Raw genomic sequence first — 20,301 nt, forward strand, 5'->3', positions numbered from 1 at the left:
GCCAAGGCTGTGCCCCGTGCGCGGCCGCCCGGGCGTCAGTCCAGCGCCGCGCTGATCAGCGCCTCGGCCGCCAGCCGGGCGGGGAAGATCGCGCCGGGGTCGTGGTCCATGCGCGCCGAGACGGCCGCCCCGTCGTAGATCAGGTGCAGCTGCCAGGCCAGCTGCTGCGGGTCGGCCGCGCCGGCTTCCTCAGCCAGCTGCGTGAGCAGCTCGCGCAGCCAGCCGCGACAACCATCGACGGCGCGCTCGATCGGGCTGCCCGGCCGGGCCTCGGCACTGGCGTTGACGAACGCGCAGCCGTGATAGTTCGGCTGGGACAGCGACTCGGACAGCGCGTCGAAGACCGCCATGAGGCGCTCGCGCGGCGTCTCGAACTTGTCCACCGCGCGCATGGTGCGCTCCCGCCGCGTCTGGTAGCGCTGCTCCAGGTAGGCGCGGATCAGTTCATCCTTGCTGCCGAACGCGCTGTACAGCGTCGCCTTGGCGACTCCGGCGCGCTCGATCACCCGGTCGATGCCGACCGTGTTCACACCCTCTTCGTAGAACAGCTCATTGGCGGCGGCCAGCAGCCGCTCGCGGGCGGAGAGCTGTTCGGCACTTCTCGCGGCCATGGCTTGACTATACCAGACAGGTCTGTCTAGGCTCGAGAGCCAGACAGACCGGTCTGACTGACGATGCAGGTCGAGCCTAGGAGCTTCGGATGCCCACCGTGACCGCTGGCCACGCTCCAACCGTCACCCCGCCGCACACGCCTGGTCAGGCAATCACCTCGCCGTCGCGCACTGCGTCAGCGCGCCCCGCGCCCGCCAATACCGCGCCCACCAACACTGCGCCCGCCAACGTCACGCCGCGCCACGCGGTTCCAGGCCGGCGCAGACCGCTGCTTCCCGATCGGGTCGCGTTCTACCTTCAGGCCTCGATCGTCATCTCCTTCCTCGCCGCCTCCAGCGCACCCACCCCGCTCTACGCCCGCTACCAGGCGGCCTGGCACTTCTCGCCGATCACCACCACCGTGGTCTTCGGCATCTACGCGCTGGCCGTGCTCGGCGCGCTGCTCGTCGTCGGCTCGCTCTCCGATCACGTCGGCCGCCGCCCGGTGCTGATCACCGCGATCGGGCTGCAAGCCGTGTCCATGCTGGTGTTCGCCACCGCGGGCAGCGTCAGTGCCCTGATGGCGGGGCGGATCGTGCAGGGAATCGCCACCGGCGGCGCCCTGGGCGCGGTCGGCGCCGGACTGCTGGACCTGGACCGCGTAAAGGGCACGATCACCAACGCCGTCGCGCCGCTGTCCGGCACCGCCGCCGGCTCGCTGCTGTCCGGCGCGCTGGTCCAATACCTGCCCGCCCCGGAACACCTCGTCTACCTCGTGCTGTTCGCGACCTTCGCCGTCCAGGCGGTCGGCGTGGCGCTGATGCGGGAGACCTCGGCGCGCGAATCCGGAGCGCTGGGCTCGTTGCGCCCGCAGCTGGGCGTTCCGAGGGCGGCGCGCGGGCCGCTGCTCAAGGCGCTGCCGGTGCTGATCGCGCTGTGGGCGCTCGCCGGGTTCTACGGCTCGGTCGGCCCGGCGGTCGTCGGCCTGGTCACCGGCTCGCACTCGCCGGTCCTCGGCGGTCTGTCGCTGTTCGCGCTGGCCGCCAGCGGCGCCCTGGCCGTCCTGCTGCTGCGCGGCGCGGCCGCGCGCACGGTGATGCTGCTGGGCACGCTGTGGCTGTTCGCCGGCGTCGGCGTGACGCTGCTGGGCATGGAGACCCGCTCCAGCCTCGCCTTCTTCATCGGCGCGGTCATCGCGGGCGCGGGCTTCGGCGCGGGGTTCCAGGGCGCGATCCGCACCGTGGTCCCGCTCGCCGCGCCGCACGAGCGCTCCGGCCTGCTGTCCACGGTGTACGTGGCCTCATATCTCGCGATGGGCCTGCCCGCAGTCGTCGGCGGATTCCTCGTCGTCCACGGCGGCCTGCTGCCTGCGGCGCGCGAGTACGGCGCGGCGGTCATGCTGCTCGCGGCCGTCGCGCTCGTCGCGGTCGCCCGCCCGAGCCGCGGCAAGGCCTGAACCCGGCCCGCCGGCCTCCGGCGGACGTGAAAGTTTCGCAGGCCCTTGACTTATGCGCGGCAGGTCGTAGCATCCAACCGCGCTAAACCGGTCAATCTCTTCGAGGGGGCCCGCATGAGCATCAGATCCAGGCGCTGGGGCAGCAGCGCCGTGGCGCTCGCCGTGACGGCGGGCGCCACGCTCGCCGCGGTCACCGTGGGCGCCTCCAGCGCCCCGGCGGACACCGGGGCCGCGTGCAGCGCGGTGTACACGATCGGCTGGCAGACTCCGTCCGACAGCCCGCCGGACTTCGGCGTCACGGTCACCGTGACGAACAACGCGACGTACGCGATCAGCACGTGGAACGTCTCCTGGAACTTCACCGCCGGCCAGGCGATCATCGCCGGCAGCCCGTACAGCGCCACGGTCGCGCAGAACGGCACCACGGTGACCGCCACGCCCGCGGGCAGCTACAACGCGACCCTGGCGCCCGGCGCGAGCACCACCTGGGGCTTCCACGGAACTTACAACGGCACTTCCAACCCGGTGCCGACGGTGACCTGCTCCGGGCCGAGCCAGGGTTCGTCGAGCGCTGTGCTCTCCGGCTCCCTCACGCCTCTGGGCGTCAACACGGCGTCCTGGGACACCAACTTCGTCGACTCGGCGATCTCGACCGATCTCAACGCCGCGCACACCGGCCTGATCCGCTACCCCGGCGGCTCGTGGGCTGATGAGTACATGTGGCAGACCAACACCGCCAAGAGCCAGACCCAGCCGGTGAACTTCGCGCAGTACTCCAGCCAGGTCGACTCGATCAGCGGCGGCCAGAAGTTCGTGACCGTGAACTACGGCTCCGACACCGCGGCCAGCGCCGGCGCGTGGGCCAAGCAGGCCGCGACCACGGCGGGCGAAGGCGTCTCGCTGTGGGAGATCGGCAACGAGAACTACGGATCCTGGGAAACCGACAACCACGCCGGCGCGCACACCGCCGCCTCCTACGCGAGCAACGGCCTGGCGTACATGCAGGCGATCAAGTCCGCCGACCCGAAGGCGCAGGTCTGCTACGACTACGGCATGGACGGCGGCCTGGCGCCCGGCTCCGGCGTGGACAACTGGCAGACCTGGAACAGCACCATCCTGCAGGCCGACGCCGCCGACATCGACTGCGCCGACGTGCACTGGTACCCGATCAACGGAGTGCCGGCCGAGAGCGTGCAGTCGATCATGGAGCTGGTCGACAACATCCCGGCCGCGGCCGCCGAGGTGAAGTCGACTCTGTCAACATACGACCCGAAGGCGTACTTCGTGGTCGGCGAGACCAACATGTCGCAGACCGCGAACGAATGGAACGAGGAGCCGGTCGGCGCCCTGTTCGCCGCCGCCAACGCGCTCGAGTGGCTTTCCTTCGGCGCGCAGAGCGTCGACTGGTGGGACGTGCACAACTACGGCACCCCGACCGCCGACTTCGGCATGTTCTCCTCCGCCACCGGCGGCGAACCGGCCATGGACACCCCGTACGCGCCGTACTACGGCTACCAGCTGGCCTCCAAGCTCGCGGTCAGCGGCGCGAAGGTCAGCACTCTGAGCGTCGCGACGCCGAACATCTACGGATACTCCTCCAGCGCGCCGGGCGGCTCGTACTCCGTGCTGCTCGCCAACGCCGATCCGTCGAACGCTTACACGGTCAGCACCGCCAGCCTCGGGATCACGAGCACCTCGGAGACGGAATACGTCTACAGCGCGGCGAGCCCGACGATCGCGCAGAGCACGTTCTCGGGCGGATCGCTGACCATCCCGGCAGAATCAGTGGTCGTGCTCAGTAACGGCAGCGGCTCCTCGCCCTCCGGTTCGCCGTCCGCGAGCCCGTCGCGTTCGGCCTCGCCGAGCGCCTCGGCCAGCGCCTCGGCCAGTGCGTCCTCGTCTCCTTCCGCCTCGCCGAGCTCGTCCCCGTCCTCCTCGCCCTCGGCCAGCTCCTCGGGTTCGGCCGCAGGCTGCACCGCGACCTGGTCGGTGAGCAGCTCGTGGAGCGGCGGCTTCCAGCTCGGGTTCACGGTGACGGCCGGCGGCAAGGCGATCAGCGGCTGGAACGTCGGATATTCCTGGCCTGGTTCGCAGACCGTCACGCAGATCTGGAACGCGACCGAGACCCAGTCCGGCGCCGCGGTCACGGCCTCGAACCTGAGCTACAACGGCGCGCTGGCGCCGGGCGGCTCGACCACGTTCGGATTACTCGGCTCCGGCGCCCCGCCCGCGACGCTGCCGAGCCTGAGCTGTACGGCGCACTGATCGGCTAGGCGGCTTCAATCCGCTCGAGCAGGCCCGCGGCGGCGCGCTGGGCCGCGCCGCCGCAGCAGTTGTTGAACACCACGTGCACCGACTCAGCACTCTTCGACAACTGCCGGGCGCACGAGGCCCAGGCGTCGAGTTCGTCCGCGGAGTACTCGTAGCGGTAGCGCTCACGCTTGTCCCCGCCCGCCCACTGCTCGCTGCGGCCGTGCAGCCGGACCACGGCAGTGTCCGCGGTCGCGGCGAGCAGCAGCGGCATCGCGTCGGCGTGCGACTGCGGCATGTCGACGCACACGTGCGCGGCGCCGTGCTCGCGCAGCAGGCCGAGGGCGCGATCCTGGTGGCGCGCGTCCAACCAGGCGCCGTTGCGGAACTCGACCGCCGCTTTCAGCGGCGCGCACCGGGAGAGCGCGTCCGAGATCAGCTGCTCCCCGCTTGCCCCGGGCCGACAGGTCGCCGGGAACTGAAGCAGGACCAGCCCGAGCCGCCCGGCCGTGCGCAGCGGCTCGACGGCCTGCTGAAACCGGTGCCAGGACTCGTCGACCACCTCCTTCGGCGCGTTGGTCAGCGAGATCCAGGCGTGGTCGGTCAGTTCCCGCAGATCCGGCGGAAGCGACGTGACCGGTGTGCGCTGGCCGGTGAGCAGCGAGTAGGCCTTTACGTCCATGACGAATCCGCTCGGAGTGTTCTCGGCCCAGCCGCGCACCACCGAGACATCCGGGATCGCGTAGTACGGCGAGTCGACCTCCACGAGCGGGAACACGCTCGCGTAGTGACGCAGCCGGTCGGCCGGACTGCGCACACCCGGCGGATACCAGCCGGACGCGATCAGGTCGCTGTCAGCCCAGCCCGCGGTACCGACCAGGATCGAACGACGCCCCGGATCCGACACAGAGCCCATACCTCCTTGAACTCACGGCTGCTCAGCCCGGCGCTCTACCCTTTCGCCGGCATCTGATGCGTTCGCTGTGTCCCGTCGAAGCAAGCGCTACGTCTCGTCGAAGCAAGGCCGAACCAGACCGCTCTCGTAGGCGACGACCACCGCCTGGGCCCGGTCGCGCAGTTGGAGCTTGGCGAGGATGCGCGCCACGTGCGTCTTGACCGTCGCCTCGCTTAGGTGAAACTGCGCAGCCAGCTCCGCGTTGCTTAGCCCTCTGCCGAGTTGCTGCAGGACCTCCGCCTCCCGCTGCGTGAGCGCGGAGAGATCGCGGTATGTCTTGCGCCCCTGCTTCTGCTCGTCGTGCCGCGCGAAGCGCTCGACCAGACGCCGGGTGATGGTCGGTGCGAGCAGTGCGTCGCCGGAGCGGACCAGCCGCACCGCGCCGACCAGGTGTTCCGGCGTGACGTCCTTGAGCAGGAAGCCGCTCGCGCCGGCGGCCAGCGCCTCGTACACGTACCGGTCGAGGTCGAACGTCGTCAGGATGATGATCCGCGGGCGGTCCGGCGCCTCGTCAGCCGACCCGGGCCCCTGCCCGTCAGTGCTCGGATCCCCGAGGATCCGCCGCGTCGCCTCCAAGCCGTCGACCTCGGGCATGCGGATGTCCATCAGCACGACGTCCGGCCGGGTGCTGCGCGTCGCCTCGACCGCTTCGAGTCCGTTCGCCGCCTCGCCGACCACCTCGATGCCGTCGGCCGCGAGGATCATCTTGAATCCGGTGCGCACCAGCGCCTGGTCGTCGGCGACCAGGACGCGCAGCGGCGTCTGAACGCTCACTGCGCCTCCAACGGGATGACGGCCGTGACCCGGAAGCCGCCGGTCGGCCGGCGTGCGGTCTCCAGCCTGCCGCCGTAGACCGCCAGCCGCTCGCGCAGACCGAGCAGGCCGCGCCGGTTCCCTGTCGCTGCCGCCTCGCTGGGAATCCCGCCGGTGTCCACGATCTCCAACCTGAGATCCATCTCGCCGTATGTCACGGTGACCGCAGCGGACGCGCCGACCGCGTGCTTGACCGTGTTCGTCAGGGCCTCCTGCACGACCCGATACGCAGCCAGGCCCACGCCTGGCGGCAGCGGCCGCACCGGGCCGGTGAAGGTGAGCGTGACCGGCACGCCGATCGCGCGCACCCGATCCACCAGCGATTCGAGCTGATCGAGATCCGGCTGTGGAGCGAAGCGCGCATCCCTGCCGACGCCGAAGGCCGCACCGGAACCGGCGCTGCTCGGCGGCGCGCCCGGCGCGGCGTCCTGCGGCTCCTCGGCCGCCGTGGTGAGCAGGCCCATCACCTGCCGCAGCTCGGCCATCGCGGTGCGCCCGCTCGCCTCGACCGCGAGCAGCGCCTGCGTAGCCTGTTCGGGGGAGGAGCCCATCACCTTCCGCGCCGCGCCCGCCTGCACCACCATCACGCTCACGTTGTGCGTGACCACGTCGTGCAGCTCCCGTGCGATCCGCGCCCGCTCCAGCTCGACCGCCTCGCGGGTCGCCTCCTCCTGGCCCAGTTCGAGCGCGCGGATCCGGGCCAGGTTGGCCGCCGTCTGCTGTCGCCAGCGCCGGATCGTGTTGCCGGCGTAGGCCACCGGCACCAGGATCACGAACGGGCTCAGCGAGTTCGGGATCTGCGGGATCGCGTTGCCGGACCTGGCCGCGACGATGACCGCCGCCAGCATCAGCCCGCCGATCGCCGGCACCCGGTACGGGCTGTAGGCCACCGAGCTGTACGCCGCGATCACGATGGTCACGAACAGGACGGCCGGCGTCCGCTCGGTGTTGACGATCGCGAAGAACATGATCCAGAACACGCTCATCGGATACCTGCGGCGCGCCGCCAGCGGCGCCGCGGCCATCCCGGCGAGCAGCAGCTCGGCCGGCGACGTGCCGGCCGGCCGCACGAGCGGGTAGACCGTTCCGTCGGGACCGAACCCGGGCGTCGCGATGAGGCCGTGGTTCTCCCGGCTCACCGAGATGAGGGTGATCGCCGTGAGCACGAACGCCAGCGCGAGGTCGAAGATCCACGCGCGCCTGCTCGGCGTGGGCAGCTCGCGCGAGGGCGCGAACGCCGCCGCTGCCCGCCGCCGCAGCCCGCCCGCGATCCGCGTGAAATCGGCCGTGGTCACCGGGTCATTCTCGCGCTGAGCCCGCCGCCGCACATCCCACCAGGCGCACGACGCCCTACATCTCCCGGATACATCCAGAGGATGACGCCAGCCGGCATGCGCCGAACGCGGTACGAGATCTCGCCCCGCTGAGCGACGTGCGGCCGGGCGCGCGGGCCTACCTTCGTCGGCTGTCAGCAACATCAGGACCCTGTCCGAGACGAAGGAGCCCGGCGATGGTCGACGCGCCGTTGATCGAACTGCACCAGGTGACCAAGAAGTACGAGGGCGGGCCGCCCGCCGTGGACGACATCTCGCTGACCGTCCGGCCGGGGGAGGCGGTGGCGATCCTCGGTCCCTCCGGCAGCGGCAAGTCGACCGTGCTCAACCTGATCGCGGGCCTGGACCGGCCCACCGCGGGCACGGTGACGGTAGCCGGAACCCGCGTCGACGAGCTGGGGGAAAGCGGATCGGCGAAGTATCGCAGGACCCGGATCGGCATGGTCTTCCAGTTCTTCAACCTGCTCGACGACCTGACCGTGGGCGACAACGTGCTGCTGCCCGCCCAGCTCGCCGGGACGCCGCGCTCGCTGGCCCGCGCACGCGCCGCGGAACTGCTGGAGACACTCGGGATCGCCCAGCACGCCCGCGTCTATCCCGGCCGGCTCTCCGGCGGCGAGCGCCAGCGGGTGGCGGTCGCCAGAGCCCTGATCAACCGCCCGGCGCTCTTGCTCGCCTACGAACCGACCGGCGCGCTCGACACGGCGTCCGGACAGGATGTACGCACGCTGCTTTCCGAGCTCAACGCGGACGGGCAGACCGTGCTGCTGGTCACGCACGACCTCACCCTCGCGCAGTCCTGCGCCACGCGCACCGTGCGCCTAGTCGACGGCCGGATCGCCAGCGACACCGCATACGCGAACACGGACGCGTCCAGCGCAGCAGCCGGTGTCGCCCCCTTCCCCACGGAGGGGGCGGCCCGGTGAGTTCTCCCGGCAACCGACCCGGCCGGAGCCGGGGCGGCGCACTCGGGCGCGTGGTGCGTGCCGGAGTCGGCCGTCGCAGAATACAGACACTGGTCATCGCGCTCTCCACGATGATCGCCGTCACGGCCACGGTGCTGGCCGGCGCGCTGCTCATGGCCTCGCGCGCACCCTTCGACCACGCATTCAACGCCCAGAACGGAGCGCACCTGGCCGTCCTGGCCGACGGCTCGAAGGCGACGACCGCCCAACTGGCCGACTCGGCGCACGCTCAGGGCGTCACCGCGGCCTCCGGTCCCTATCCGCAGATCATCGCCGAGCACGGCACCGATAGCGGAGGTGACTTCCCCGGCATCGGGCTCCCGCCGATGAACATCGTCGGCCGGGCGAATCCCGGAGGACCGGTCGACGACCTGGTGCTCACCGACGGCCGCTGGATCGCGAGGCCGGGCGAGATCGTGCTCTCCACCAGCTTCTTCGGCCCCCGCGGCAGCGTCGGCATGACGATGACCTTCCCGGACCTGCCCGGCAAGCCGGTTCTGACCATCGTCGGCATCGCACAGTCGGTCACCGGCACCGCCGACGCGTGGGTCGAACCGAGTCAGATCCCTGCCTTGACCCAGCCGGGCACCGTGCCCGGATTCCAGATGCTGTACCGCTTCGCCAATGCCGGCACCGATACGCGGGTCACCACCGACCGCAGTGCGGTGACGGCCAGGCTGCCGCGAGGCGCCGTTACCGGCTCGCTCTCGTGGCTCTCGGCCAAGCAGGACGCTGAACGCAACACCGCGCCGTTCGTGCCCTTCATCGTCGCGTTCGGCGTGCTCGGGCTGGTGATGGCGGTGATCATCATCAGCAACGTGGTCAGCGCGGCGGTCGGGGCGTCACTGCGGCGCATCGGCATTCTCAAAGCCCTGGGATTCACTCCCGCGCAGGTCGTGCGCGCCTACATCGCGCAGGCGCTGATCCCCTCAGTCGTCGGTATCGCGCTCGGCGTCGCGCTGGGCAACGTGCTCGCCGAACCCTTGCTGAACAGGGCCGAACTGGCCTACGGCACGGTCTCGCTCTCGGTAGCAACCTGGATCGACGTCGCAGCCCCCTGCGTCGCGGCCGTGCTCGTCGCGCTGACCGCGTTCGTGCCGGCGCTGCGCGCGGGAAGGCTGCGCACCGTCGAGGCCATCGCGGTCGGCCGCAGCCCGAAGGCCGGACGCGGGCGCGTCGCGCGCCAGCTACTCGGCCGCGTCCCGCTGCCCCGCGCGGTCTCGCTCGGGCTCGGCAGCCCATTCGCCCGGCCCGCGCGCACCCTGGCCGTCGCCGCGGCGGTCGCCTTCGGGGCCACCGCGCTGACCTTCGCCTTCGGACTGGTCAGCTCCTTCCAGGACGTGCGAAACGGCGAGAGCCGCGACGGCACCGCGGACGTCGCGGTCGACCTCGGCGCCACGAGCGACGGCGCGGAAATCGCGCACGCCGGCCCGAAGGGCGCCGACCAGCCCGCGGCGAACCCGGCCGCGGTGGCGGCGGCGATCGCCGCGCAGCCCGGAACCCGCTCGTACTACGGGACCGGCGGGACACAGCTGGCGGTCTCCGGCATCTCCGGGACGACCGAGGTACGCCTGCTTCAAGGCGCGGCCGCGGCGTACAGCGTGCCGCTCATCTCAGGTTCCTGGTTCACCGGCCCGGGGCAGGCCGTGGTGGCGACCCGCTTTCTGCAGGTCACCGGCACGAGCATCGGTTCGACGATCACCCTGGCCGACAACGGCGCGTCGATCCCGGTGCGGATCGTCGGCGAGGTGTTCGACCTGCGCTCCCAGAACGGCGAGGTGATCACCGACGCGCGCACCCTCGCCGCGGTCGACCACGTCGATCGGATCAGCGGCTTCGAGATCCACCTCCAACCGGGCGTCGATCGCACCGCATACATCAGGTCGTTGAACGCGAATCTGCATCCGATATACGCGGACGCGCAGGACACGGCCCTGGACCGCGGCGGCTCGACGCTGCTCTTCTTCGAGAGCATGATCGCCATCCTGACGGCGATGCTCGGCACGGTCGCCGGGCTCGCCGTCCTGAACGCCGCCGTCCTGGAGACCCGCGAGCGGGTGCACGATCTCGGCGTCTACAAGGCGGTCGGCATGAGCCCGAGGCAGACCGTTGCGATGGTGCTCAGCTCCACCGCGCTGGTCGGGCTGTGCGCCGGAATCGTCGGCGTGCCCGTCGGTATCGCGCTGCACAGCTACGTGGTGCCGATCATGGCGCACACCGCCGGAACCAACCTCCCGCAGCAGTACATCAGCGTGTACCGCGGCAGCGAGATGGTCCTGCTCGGCCTCGGCGGCCTGGTCATCGCGATCGCGGGCGCGCTGCTCCCGGCCGGCTGGGCGGCCAAGACCCGCACCGCGACCGCCCTGCGCACCGAGTGAGCGGCCGGTGAGGCGCGCGGGCGACTTCGCGAGGGGGAGCCGCCCGCCCGCCGCCGCACATCCACCCGGTGAATGTCCAGTTGAACGAGAAAGCGGGCCACCACGCAAAGCGGTGAGGGCTGGAGCGCGCCGCTGCCCCAGCCCTCACCTTCCCTGCTGACCCAGACGGAAGCCTGCCTTGCCCGTCTACGCGTGCTTGAACACGAGCAGCGCCGCGAGCCAGACCGTGGCCGAACTGCTGGTGAACGTCGCGCTCGGGGTGCTGCCCTGGGCGACCAGTTCCTCCTCGGCCGCCAGCTCCATGTCCGAGGTGTTCGAGATGTTCACCCGGGAGGCGAAGCCGGAGCCGGTGCCGATGGTGTCTCCGAACCCTGAGTCGGCGTAGAAGCCCAGCGCCAGCTCGCTGCCCGCGCCGACCGCGGCCGTCGCGCCCGACGAGACGGTGGCCGCGCCGGTGCTCTTCCCGACACTCGACGCCTGCACGTCGAGCGCTCCGGTGCCGGAGGCCGCGGACAATCCGGAGTACTCCAGCGACGCCAGGCCGATGTCACCGGACGCGGTGGTGCTCGCCGTGACGGTCAGCGGCGTGCCTCCCGCCGCGGCGATCGGCGCGCTCCACACGCTCAGCTCGGTGTGATCCGAGGCGGTGAAGTGCGTCAGCTCGGTGTAGGTGTTGCCGGCCGAGTCCGTCACGCTCTTCGCGGTCGGCGATGCGGAGCCCCACGTCCCGACCTCGACGATCATGCGATTGCCGATGACCGAGGGCGAGCCGAGCGTCACAGAGGTCGACGACACTCCGCCCTTGTGCACGGAGCTCTGCTGCACGAAGGCCGGCGTGATCACGCTGGACGGCGTGACCGCGTTGGACGGCGACGACGCGGGCGACGTGCCCACGGCGTTCGTGGCCGTCACCGTGAAGGTGTAGCTGGTGCCGTTGGTCAGCCCGGTCACCGTCGCGCTGGTCGCCGGCGGGTTGCCGGAGACGGTCGTCGGGGACTGCGCCGTGCCGTTAACGTACGGCGTGACCGTGTATGACGTGATCGCCGAACCGCCGTTGCCCGGCGCGGTCCACGACACCGAGGCCGAGCCGTTGCCCGACGTGGCCGCGACACCGGTCGGCGCGGCCGGAGCGGTCGGCGGGGCGGCGGTGATGTGCACCGTCGCGGCCATCGACGGCACGCCCGCCTTGTTCAGGATGAACAGCATGTAGTCGCCGGGAGGCGCGATCGAGCCGTTCGCCGGGGCTTGCACCGACAGCGAGCCCGAGCCGGCCGTGAACGACAGCGGCACGAAGTGCTGGTCCATGTCCGACTGGTGCGTGTCCGCGCCGAACGAGACCAGGTTGACCGCGCCGATGTTCGCGGCGTCCGGGGTGTTGACCGTGATCGTCGAGCCGTACTGGGCGCTCGCCGAGGCCGAGGTGATCGTCGGCCGCGCGCCGTTGAACAGGTACGAGGGCGAATACACCTGCGAGTTGAACTGGCCCGCGTCGTTGAGCGTCTCCGGGTGCCCGCCGCCGGAGACCAGCACCGTGCCGTCCGGCTGGAGCACCGCGGTCGAGTGGTAGTTGCGTGCCGCCGCGATCGAGCCGATCGTGGTCCACTGCCCGGTCGACGGGTCCCAGATCTCCGCCGGCATCACGCCGTTGGTGATCTGCATCTGGTCCGAGACCGTCCCGCCGCCGACCGCCAGCACCCGGCCGTCCGCGAGCATCGTCAGCGTGTGATAGATCCGCGCGTTGTTCATCGGCGCGATCGACTTCCAGGTCGGCGTCGCCGCGGTCAGGTCGATGGTCGCCGCGTTGGACTGGGCCGGAGTGCTGGTGCTGACGCTCGACGCGCCGCCGCTGTAGAGGATCTTGCCCGGCAGGTACATCACCGCGGAGCCGTTGACCACGCCGCTGGGCCCGACCGGGGTCCAGGTCTGCGCGTTCGCGTCGAGCCAGTAGGAGACGTCCTCGCGCGGGCCGATGGTGAAGATCTTGCCGTTCGGGGCGAGGTAGGAGAACGGGTATTCGAGCTCGTGCACCTGCGAGGTGGTGATGCCCGAGAGCAGCGTCCAGGTGTTCGTCGACGGGTCGTACAGCTCGGGCGTGTCAGCCCACGTCGACGAGTCCGTCGAGTTGCCGCTGATCGCGACGTACCGGCCGTCCGGCAGCTCGGTCAGGTCCGGGTACCAGCGCGGCAGGTGCATGCTCGCCATCTTCGTCCAGGTCCGCGTCGCCGGATTGAAGATGTTGGTGTCCGTGATGCCGAGCATTCCGGTGGCCGCGATGCCGAAGCCGCCGGCCACCAGCACCCGGCCGTCGGGCAGCTTCGCGTTGCCGCCGCAGAAGATGCTCGCCGGGGCGTCGATCTCGGTGTAGGTGCCCGCGGCGGGGTCGTAGACGTACGTCTGCGTGGGGGTCTTCCAGCCGTCCCACTGGATCAGCTTGCCGTCGTTCAGCAGCACCGTGTGGATCGACACGTACGGCGAGGTGACCAGCGGACCCCACTGGCCCTGCGGCTGGGCGCTGGGAACGACCGCGTTGGACGGCGCGGAGGCGGCCGAGGTGCCGACCGAGTTCGTCGCCGTCACGGTGAAGGTGTAGCTGGTGCCGTTCGCCAGGTTGGCGACGAGGGCGGAGGCGGGCGGCGGCGAACCGCTCACGACCGTGGCCGTCTGCGCGGTCCCGCCGACGTACGGCGTGACCGTGTACGACGTGATCGCCGAGCCGCCGTCCGACGGAGCGGACCAGAACACCGTGGCCGAGCCGTTGCCCGCGGTCGCGGTCACGGAGCTTGGCGTGCCGGGAACGGTCGGCGACGAGGACGAGGAGGCGCCCTTGAGCACCACGGTAGCGGCCAGCCAGACGGTGCTGCCGCCGGTGCCGAAGGTGGCGTTGGGGGTCGCGCCCTGGTTGGCGGCCTGGTCCTCGACCAGCAGCTCCATGTCGGAGGCGCTGGAGATGTTCGAGCGCGCGGTGAAGCCGGAGCCGGGGGAGAGCGCGTCGCGGAAGCCGGAGTCGGCGTAGAAGCCGAGCGCGAGTTCGTTGTTCGCCGCGACGGTCGAGGTGGCGCCGGCGGCCACGGTGCCGGCCGCGGAGGTGGTGCCGGTGGCGTGCGCCTGCACGTCGACGATCGACGCGTCCGTGTTCGGCGCGAGACCGGAGTACTCAAGGGCGGCGACGGCCATGTCGGCGGCCGAGGTGACGTTCGCGGTGACGGTGGGCGCGGTGCCGCCGCCGGCCGTGATCGGCGCGCTCCACACGCTCAGCTCGGTGTGGTCGGAGGCGGTGAAGTGGGTCAGCTCGGTGTAGCTGTTGCCGGCCGAGTCGGTGACCGAACTGGCCGTCGCCGACTTGGAGTTCCACACCCCGACCTCGACGATCAGCCGGTTGCCCGAGGTCACCGCGGCGGGCAGCGTCACGGCGGTGGAGGCGACGTTCGAGTGGTGCGTGTTGACCTGCTGCACGAAGCTCGGCGGCGCCCCGGCGGCCTGCGCGGTCGCGATCACCGCGGTCAGGCCGAGCGTCGCGAGCGAGGCGGCTATCGAGCCGATGAGCGTTTTTCTGAAGCGTGTACGCACGTAGACACGCATCATCCGTTCCCCCCACTACTGTTGGCGAGCGCGCGGCTCAAGCCGCCTGCTCAGATCTATGAACCGGTTCAAACCGGGCGGCCGGCCCCACGTCTGGGCCGACCGTGATCGCAGCCGCGACGGGCCGCGTCGTCACACAGGGGTGAATGTACTCGCGCGGCGTCGGGCCCGCAGGCTTTGTCGGGAAACGATTGTGCGGCGATCAGGCCTGAAGCCCCGCTGCATTCACACTTCTGAATGACTATCACGTCTCTGAAACAATCCGCGCCGAATCCTTGCCGGGCCGAGGTGATCGTCGCGACAGTGAGTCGCGAACGGTTCTTCACCATCGGTCACCGCCTTGGCCGCCACGGACCGCGCTGCCCCCGAAACCGCGGTACAGCGCCACAGGCAGGAGTCGATCAAGAACCATGATTCGTACGTCGCATGTCCACGCCCGCGCCCGGATCGCCGCGGTGTGCGCCGCAGTGGCCGCGCTGCTCGGATCCGGCACCGCGCACGCGAACGTGCCCGCGGCCTCCCCGTCCGCGTCCGCGCTCGCCATCGCCGTGCACCCGGACCGGATCGGCAACCCGCTGCGCCCCGGTTTCCTCGGACTTTCCTTCGGCGCCGCCACGCTCGCCGCCGACGACTACGCCGCCACCGACCTCGCCGGTTATCTCAGGACTCTGGGACGCGGCGGCATCCTGCGGGTCGGCGGCAACTCCGGCGACAGCACCTTCTGGACCTCGACCGGCGAGACCGCGCCGTCCTGGGCGGTCGGCACGATCACCCCGCAGAAGCTGAGCCACCTCGCCGCCGTCGCACGAGCAGCGCACTGGCGCGTCGTGCTCGCGGTCGACCTCAAGCACCCCGACGCGGCCCGCGCCGCCGACGAAGCCCGCTACGCGCAGCGGATCTTCGGCCGCGCGCTGCTCGCCATCGAGATCGGCAACGAGCCGAACTTCTACTACAGCAGCGAAACGGCCTACTTCGCGGACTTCCGCGCGTACGCGGCCGCGATCGAGCAGGCGGCTCCGGGCATCCGGCTGACCGGTCCCGACGCGGAGACGAACCACCAGGCCTACCTGCCCGCCTTCACGGCGGACGAGACGGCGAACCCGACGCCGGGCCTGGCCGAGGTCACCGACCACACCTACCCGCTCAGCGTGTGCGGCGGAAGGACCGTCACGGCCGCGCAGTTGCTCGGAACCGGCGCGGTCCAGTACGAGACCACCAATGCCGACGCACTGTTCAGCGCGGCCCGGGCGCTGCACGTGACGCCCGCGATGACCGAGACCAACTCAGTGGTCTGCGCCGGGCAAGCCGGGGTGAGCGACACATTCGCCGCCGCGCTGTGGGAACTGGACTACAGCCTGCTGCTCGCCCAGCACGGAGTGGCCAACGCGCAGTTCATGGACGGCACTAACGCAGCAGGCTGCGATCCGTACACGCCGCTGTGCCCGACCGCCGGTGACCTCACCCCGCGCCCGATCTACTACGGCATGCTCGCCACATCGCTCGTCGGTTCGGGTGTGTTCGTCGGCCTCACCAACCCGGACGCGGCCGATGTGCGCGCGTACGCCGTGCGTGATGGGCACAAGCTCACGGTGGTTCTTGATGATGTGCAGGACCCGGCGACGAGCGCTGCGACGACCATCACGCTGAACCTCGGCACGGCGCGGCTGCATGACGGCCGGCTCATCGCGCTGACCACCTCGGACCCGGCCGGTCTCGCGGCAACCAGCGGCATCACGCTCGGCGGCCGGCAGGTCGGTCCGCACGGCGCCTTCCTCCCGCCGCACGGGAGCCATGTCACCGTGCACGGCGGCACCGCGGTCGTGACCGTACAACCGGGCAGCGCAGTCATCATCCGGTTCGATTGAGCCCGGCGCAGCCCCATCAGCGCGACATGATCGAAGCCTGAGGTCCGTCCGGCTCGCGCTCCCGCGCCGGACAGGCCTCAGGCATGTCGCGGCGATGTATCGATCTTGACTCGATCATCCGGGACGGGAAGTGTAGCCTCCGTGACAACGATGTCTTGGCGGGCCGACGCTGCCCCGCACGCTCTGCGCCCACATTCCCTGCGCCCACATCCACGTTCACGTCTCTCCCTCCTCGCCACCGCGACTCTGCTCGCGCCCCTGTTCGCTGCGCTGCCCGCGCACGCCGCCACCGACGCCGCGGCCGTCACGAATCCGGCCGCGCTCGTCGATCCGCTGGTCGGAACAGGCAGCGGCGGCGCGGTCGTCGGACAGGTCGACACGTTCCCCGGCGCCGACGTCCCGTTCGGCATGCTCCAGTGGAGCCCCGACACCACGTCCCGGCCGCCCGGCGGCGGCTACGACTACGACGACTCGCAGATCACCGGCTTCAGCCTCACGCATGTCTCCGGGCCGGGCTGCGCGGTCGCCGGCGACTTCCCGATTCTCCCGCTCGCCGGCGCGCTTCCCGCCGACCCGAACTCGGCCACCGCGTCCTTCACCCACGCGGCGGAGACCGCGCATCCGGGTTCTTACTCGGTGACCGCCGGGGGAGTGCGCACGCAGCTCGCGGCGACCGCGCGCACCGGCCTGGCGCAGTTCACCTACCCCGCGACCACGCAGGCCCAGCTGCTGGTGAAGGCCGCCGACAGCGCGAACGGCAGCTCCTCGGCCACCTTCCAGACCCTCGGCGACCAGGAGATCACCGGCGCCGTCAGCAGCGGCCACTTCTGCGGCCAGCCGGACAGCTACACCGTGTACTTCGCAGCGCGCTTCGACCGGCCGTTCACCGCCTCCGGAACCTGGGGCGGTACAAGTGCCGCGCAGGTCACCAAGTCCCCGGGTGGCGCGGCCGTGACCGAATACGGCAAGCAGAGCCCGCAGCCCAAGCGGTACCCGACCTCCGCCAGCCACTCCGCGGCAGCGCAGCAGGGCTCCGGAGTCGTCGCAGGGGGCTGGCTTACCTTCGACACGACGCATGACCCTGACGTGCGCATGCAGGTCGCGGTCTCGTACGTCAGCACGCAGGGCGCGCTGGGCAATCTCGCCGCCGAGGCGCACAGCTGGGACGTCAACACCGTGGCCGCGCAAGCCACCGCCGCATGGAACCGCCAGCTCGGCACCATCTCGATCCGCGGCGGCAGCCGCTCCGCGCAATCCACCTTCTACACAGCCCTCTACCACGCCTCGCTGGAGCCGAGCCTGTTCAGCGACGCGAACGGAGAGTATCCGGGCTTTGACAACAAGATCCACCGCGTGCAGCCCGGCCACGCCCAATACGCCAACTACTCCGGCTGGGACATCTACCGCTCCGAGGCGCCCTTGCTGGCCACGATCGATTCGCGCGTCGCCGCCGACATGGCCACCTCGCTGCTCAACGACGCGGCCCAAGGCGGCTGGCTGCCCAAGTGGCCGGTGGCCAACGGCTACACCGGCGTCATGAACGGAGACGCCGCGGACCCGATCCTCGCCGACTTCTACGCGTTCGGCGCGCGCGGCTTCGACGCGAAGGCCGCGCTGGCCGACATGGTCAACGGCGCGAACGCCACGGCCGGCACACCGGGCCAGGGCTGGTATGCCGAGCGCCCGAACGCGGCCGCGTACATCGCCGACGGGTACGTGCCGAACACCGGCTCCGACTCGATCAGCCCGGTGCCCAACGGCGCCTCCGAAACCCTCGAGTACGCCCTCGACGACTTCTCCATCTCCCGGCTCGCGCAATACCTGCATCAGGACTCGACCTCGCGCACCTTCGCCGGCCGCTCGCAGAACTGGGCCAACGTCTTCGACACCGCGGACGGCTACGTCGAGCCGCGCGACGCCTCCGGCGCCTTCCCCTCCGGCCCGCCGGTGCAGACCGGCAGCGGCTTCGGCCAGAACGGCTTCCAGGAGGGAAACGCGGCGCAGTACACCTGGATGGTCCCGCAGAACCTCAAGGGCCTGATCCAGGGCATCGGCGGTGACCAGGCCACCGCGGCCCGGCTCGACAGCTACTTCACCCAGCTCAACGCCGGACCGAACGCGCCGTACCACTGGCAGGGCAACGAGCCCGCGTTCGACACCCCGTGGGCGTACAACAGCGTCGGCCAGCCCTGGAAGACGCAGGCGATCGTCCACCAAATCAGCACCCAGCTATACTCGGCGACACCCGGCGGTGAGCCCGGCAACGACGACCTCGGAGCGATGAGCTCCTGGTACGTCTGGGCCGCGCTCGGCGTCTACCCGCAGACCCCCGGTGTACCGATGCTCGTACTCGGCGCGCCGCAATTCCCGCACGTGGTGATCCACGGCGCGTACGGCGACCTGCGCATCAACGCGGCAGGCGCCGGTGACACGTACATCAGCAGCCTGAAGGTCGACGGCCGCTCGACGCAGCACACCTGGATCGACGCCGCGCGCACGCACGAACTCGACTACACACTTTCGACGAGCCCGAACACCAGCTGGGGAACCGCACCCGGCGACGCGCCGCCGTCCTTCGGCGCGGGACCCGTCCACTTCCCGCCGAGCACCCGCGCGGCGCTCGCCGTCACTCCGGGCCAAATCCGGCTTACACCCGGCACCAGCACGACCGTGACCGTCGAGGCGGACGACACGCTCGGCACCTCCGGCCCGGCCACCGTCACGTGGAGCGCGGCGGCACCGAGCGGCCTGTCCGCAACACCGAGCGGCGGCACGATCACGGCACCGGCAGGCGGCACCGCGCAGACCACGGTCACCATCGCGGCCGCGCCAGGCATGGCGACCGGCTACTACCAGGTCTCATTCGCGGCGCACGCGTCCAACGGCGCAGCCATCCCCACCGTCTCGCTGCTGGCCACGGTCGCGCAGCCCGGCGAGAGCATCCCGACCGCGTACGTGTCCAACTACAGCGACAACACGGTCACACCGGTCGACACCCGCACCCGCAACGCCGGCCCGCCGATCCCGGTCGGCGGCGGCCCTGACGGCATGATCACGGCCGGCGGGAAGCTGTTCGTCGCCAACAACAACACCAACGACGTCACCGTGATCGACACGACCACGAACGCCGCGCTCGCCACCGTCCCGGTCGGCAGCGTGGCCGCCGACGTCGCGGCGACGCCGGACGGCAAGACGGTGTGGGTGACGAACTTCGGCGACGGCACCGTCCAGCCGATCGACGTCGCCACCCTCGCCACCGGCACCCCGATCGCGGTCGGCGGCCAGCCGGAACGGCTCGCGGTCAGCCCGGACGGCAAGCAGCTGTGGGTCGCGAACCAGGGCAGCGGCACGGTCAGCGACATCGACCTGGCCAGCCGCGCGGTCACGCACACCGTCGCGGTCGGCTCCGCGCCGTTCGGCGTCGCGATCACGCGCGACAGCAGCCGCGTGTTCGTCACCAACGGCGGCTCGGCCTCGGTCTCGGTCATCGACGCGGCGACCGACAGTGTCGCGGCCACCGTGCCGACCGGTGCAGGCCCGCAGTACGTCCAGATCACGCCGGACGGCAAGACCGCGTACGTCGCGGACTTCGGTGCGGGCGGGGTCACCCCGATCACCGTCGCGACCAACGCGCCGGGCTCGTTCATCCCGACCGGATCCGGCGCCTACGCGGTCGGATTCAGCCCGGACGGGACGACGGCGTGGGTGGTGGACACCAACGTCAACAACGTCGTGCCGGTGACCGTCGCGACCGGAACGCCGGGCGCGGCGGTGACGGTCGGCAACGTGCCCGACGGCGTGACCGTGATCGACTAACCCCCGCCACCGGCGGCCGCGGGGCACTGGCGTTGTACGCCAGTGCCCCGCAGCCGCCTTGCAAAGTCATCCATCCGCCCTGCCCATCCATCCGCCCTGCCCATCCATCCGCGCCGCCCACCCCCCGCCCATCCATCCACACCGCACCGAATCAGCCCCCTGCCCCGCCTGCTCAGCGCCTTTCCCGTCCCCGTTGCAGCAACCTGCCACCCTGTCGTGTCGCGGCCACGTCCGACTGCGCTTAGCCTGCGAACATGAGCAGCAAAGAGGCGCACGTCGATGTGGCCGGCCGATCCGTG

11 protein-coding genes are annotated in these 20,301 nt (G+C 70.9%); 6 read left to right on the forward strand and 5 right to left on the reverse strand.

Annotation, left to right across the window (positions count from 1 at the left end; all coding sequences use genetic code 11):
* Nucleotides 1-35: 35 nt before the first annotated feature.
* Entirely contained in the window at nucleotides 36-611 is a 576-nt protein-coding gene (locus tag VFB40_RS26845) for a TetR/AcrR family transcriptional regulator (RefSeq protein ID WP_324855515.1), read from the reverse strand.
* 89 nt (nucleotides 612-700) lie between these two features.
* On the opposite strand from VFB40_RS26845, the gene VFB40_RS26850 reads away from it, so the two are divergent.
* Both VFB40_RS26850 and VFB40_RS26855 read left to right on the forward strand, forming a co-directional pair.
* A complete protein-coding gene (locus tag VFB40_RS26850; RefSeq protein WP_324855517.1) occupies nucleotides 701-2,047 on the forward strand; it encodes an MFS transporter in 1,347 nt (448 codons plus the stop codon).
* A 114-nt stretch (nucleotides 2,048-2,161) separates the two neighbouring features.
* Complete coding sequence (locus tag VFB40_RS26855) at nucleotides 2,162-4,312, forward strand: cellulose binding domain-containing protein (protein WP_324855519.1); 2,151 nt, start codon at nucleotides 2,162-2,164, stop codon at nucleotides 4,310-4,312.
* Nucleotides 4,313-4,316: 4 nt separating this feature from the next.
* Here the strand turns inward: VFB40_RS26855 and VFB40_RS26860 are convergent, their stop codons facing one another.
* The 3 genes from VFB40_RS26860 to VFB40_RS26870 all read right to left on the reverse strand — a co-directional run bounded on the left by VFB40_RS26860 (nucleotide 4,317) and on the right by VFB40_RS26870 (nucleotide 7,360).
* Nucleotides 4,317-5,213, reverse strand: a complete 897-nt coding sequence (locus VFB40_RS26860; protein ID WP_324855521.1) for a DUF72 domain-containing protein — start codon at nucleotides 5,211-5,213, stop codon at nucleotides 4,317-4,319.
* Between the two features lie 87 nt (nucleotides 5,214-5,300).
* Nucleotides 5,301-6,026 carry a response regulator gene (locus VFB40_RS26865; protein ID WP_324855523.1) on the reverse strand — a complete coding sequence of 242 codons (726 nt, stop codon included), beginning with the start codon at nucleotides 6,024-6,026 and terminating at the stop codon, nucleotides 5,301-5,303.
* Nucleotides 6,023-7,360, reverse strand: coding sequence for a sensor histidine kinase (locus VFB40_RS26870; protein WP_324855526.1), 1,338 nt, complete (start codon nucleotides 7,358-7,360; stop codon nucleotides 6,023-6,025). Before VFB40_RS26870 ends, VFB40_RS26865 begins: the two co-directional genes overlap by 4 nt.
* 215 nt (nucleotides 7,361-7,575) lie before the next feature.
* Between VFB40_RS26870 and VFB40_RS26875 the strand changes: the two genes are divergently transcribed.
* Both VFB40_RS26875 and VFB40_RS26880 read left to right on the forward strand, forming a co-directional pair.
* A complete protein-coding gene (locus VFB40_RS26875; RefSeq protein ID WP_324855528.1) occupies nucleotides 7,576-8,325 on the forward strand; it encodes an ABC transporter ATP-binding protein in 750 nt (249 codons plus the stop codon).
* Between the two features lie 50 nt (nucleotides 8,326-8,375).
* Nucleotides 8,376-10,742 (forward strand): ABC transporter permease, encoded by a 2,367-nt coding sequence (locus tag VFB40_RS26880; protein ID WP_324855530.1) that lies wholly within the window; start codon nucleotides 8,376-8,378, stop codon nucleotides 10,740-10,742.
* Between the two features lie 186 nt (nucleotides 10,743-10,928).
* Here VFB40_RS26880 and VFB40_RS26885 read toward each other — a convergent pair whose 3' ends face one another.
* Nucleotides 10,929-14,309 carry a fibronectin type III domain-containing protein gene (locus VFB40_RS26885; protein ID WP_324855532.1) on the reverse strand — a complete coding sequence of 1,127 codons (3,381 nt, stop codon included), beginning with the start codon at nucleotides 14,307-14,309 and terminating at the stop codon, nucleotides 10,929-10,931.
* 422 nt (nucleotides 14,310-14,731) lie between these two features.
* Between VFB40_RS26885 and VFB40_RS26890 the strand changes: the two genes are divergently transcribed.
* Both VFB40_RS26890 and VFB40_RS26895 read left to right on the forward strand, forming a co-directional pair.
* The gene (locus VFB40_RS26890) at nucleotides 14,732-16,186 is read left to right on the forward strand and encodes a glycosyl hydrolase family 79 C-terminal domain-containing protein (RefSeq protein ID WP_324855534.1); all 1,455 of its coding nucleotides are present in this window, start codon (nucleotides 14,732-14,734) and stop codon (nucleotides 16,184-16,186) included.
* Between the two features lie 150 nt (nucleotides 16,187-16,336).
* Nucleotides 16,337-20,002 carry a GH92 family glycosyl hydrolase gene (locus VFB40_RS26895; RefSeq protein ID WP_324855538.1) on the forward strand — a complete coding sequence of 1,222 codons (3,666 nt, stop codon included), beginning with the start codon at nucleotides 16,337-16,339 and terminating at the stop codon, nucleotides 20,000-20,002.
* Nucleotides 20,003-20,301 lie beyond the last annotated feature (299 nt).

The sequence above is a fragment of the Actinocrinis sp. genome, assembly GCF_035650855.1.
Taxonomy (GTDB): Bacteria; Actinomycetota; Actinomycetes; order Streptomycetales; family Catenulisporaceae; genus Actinocrinis.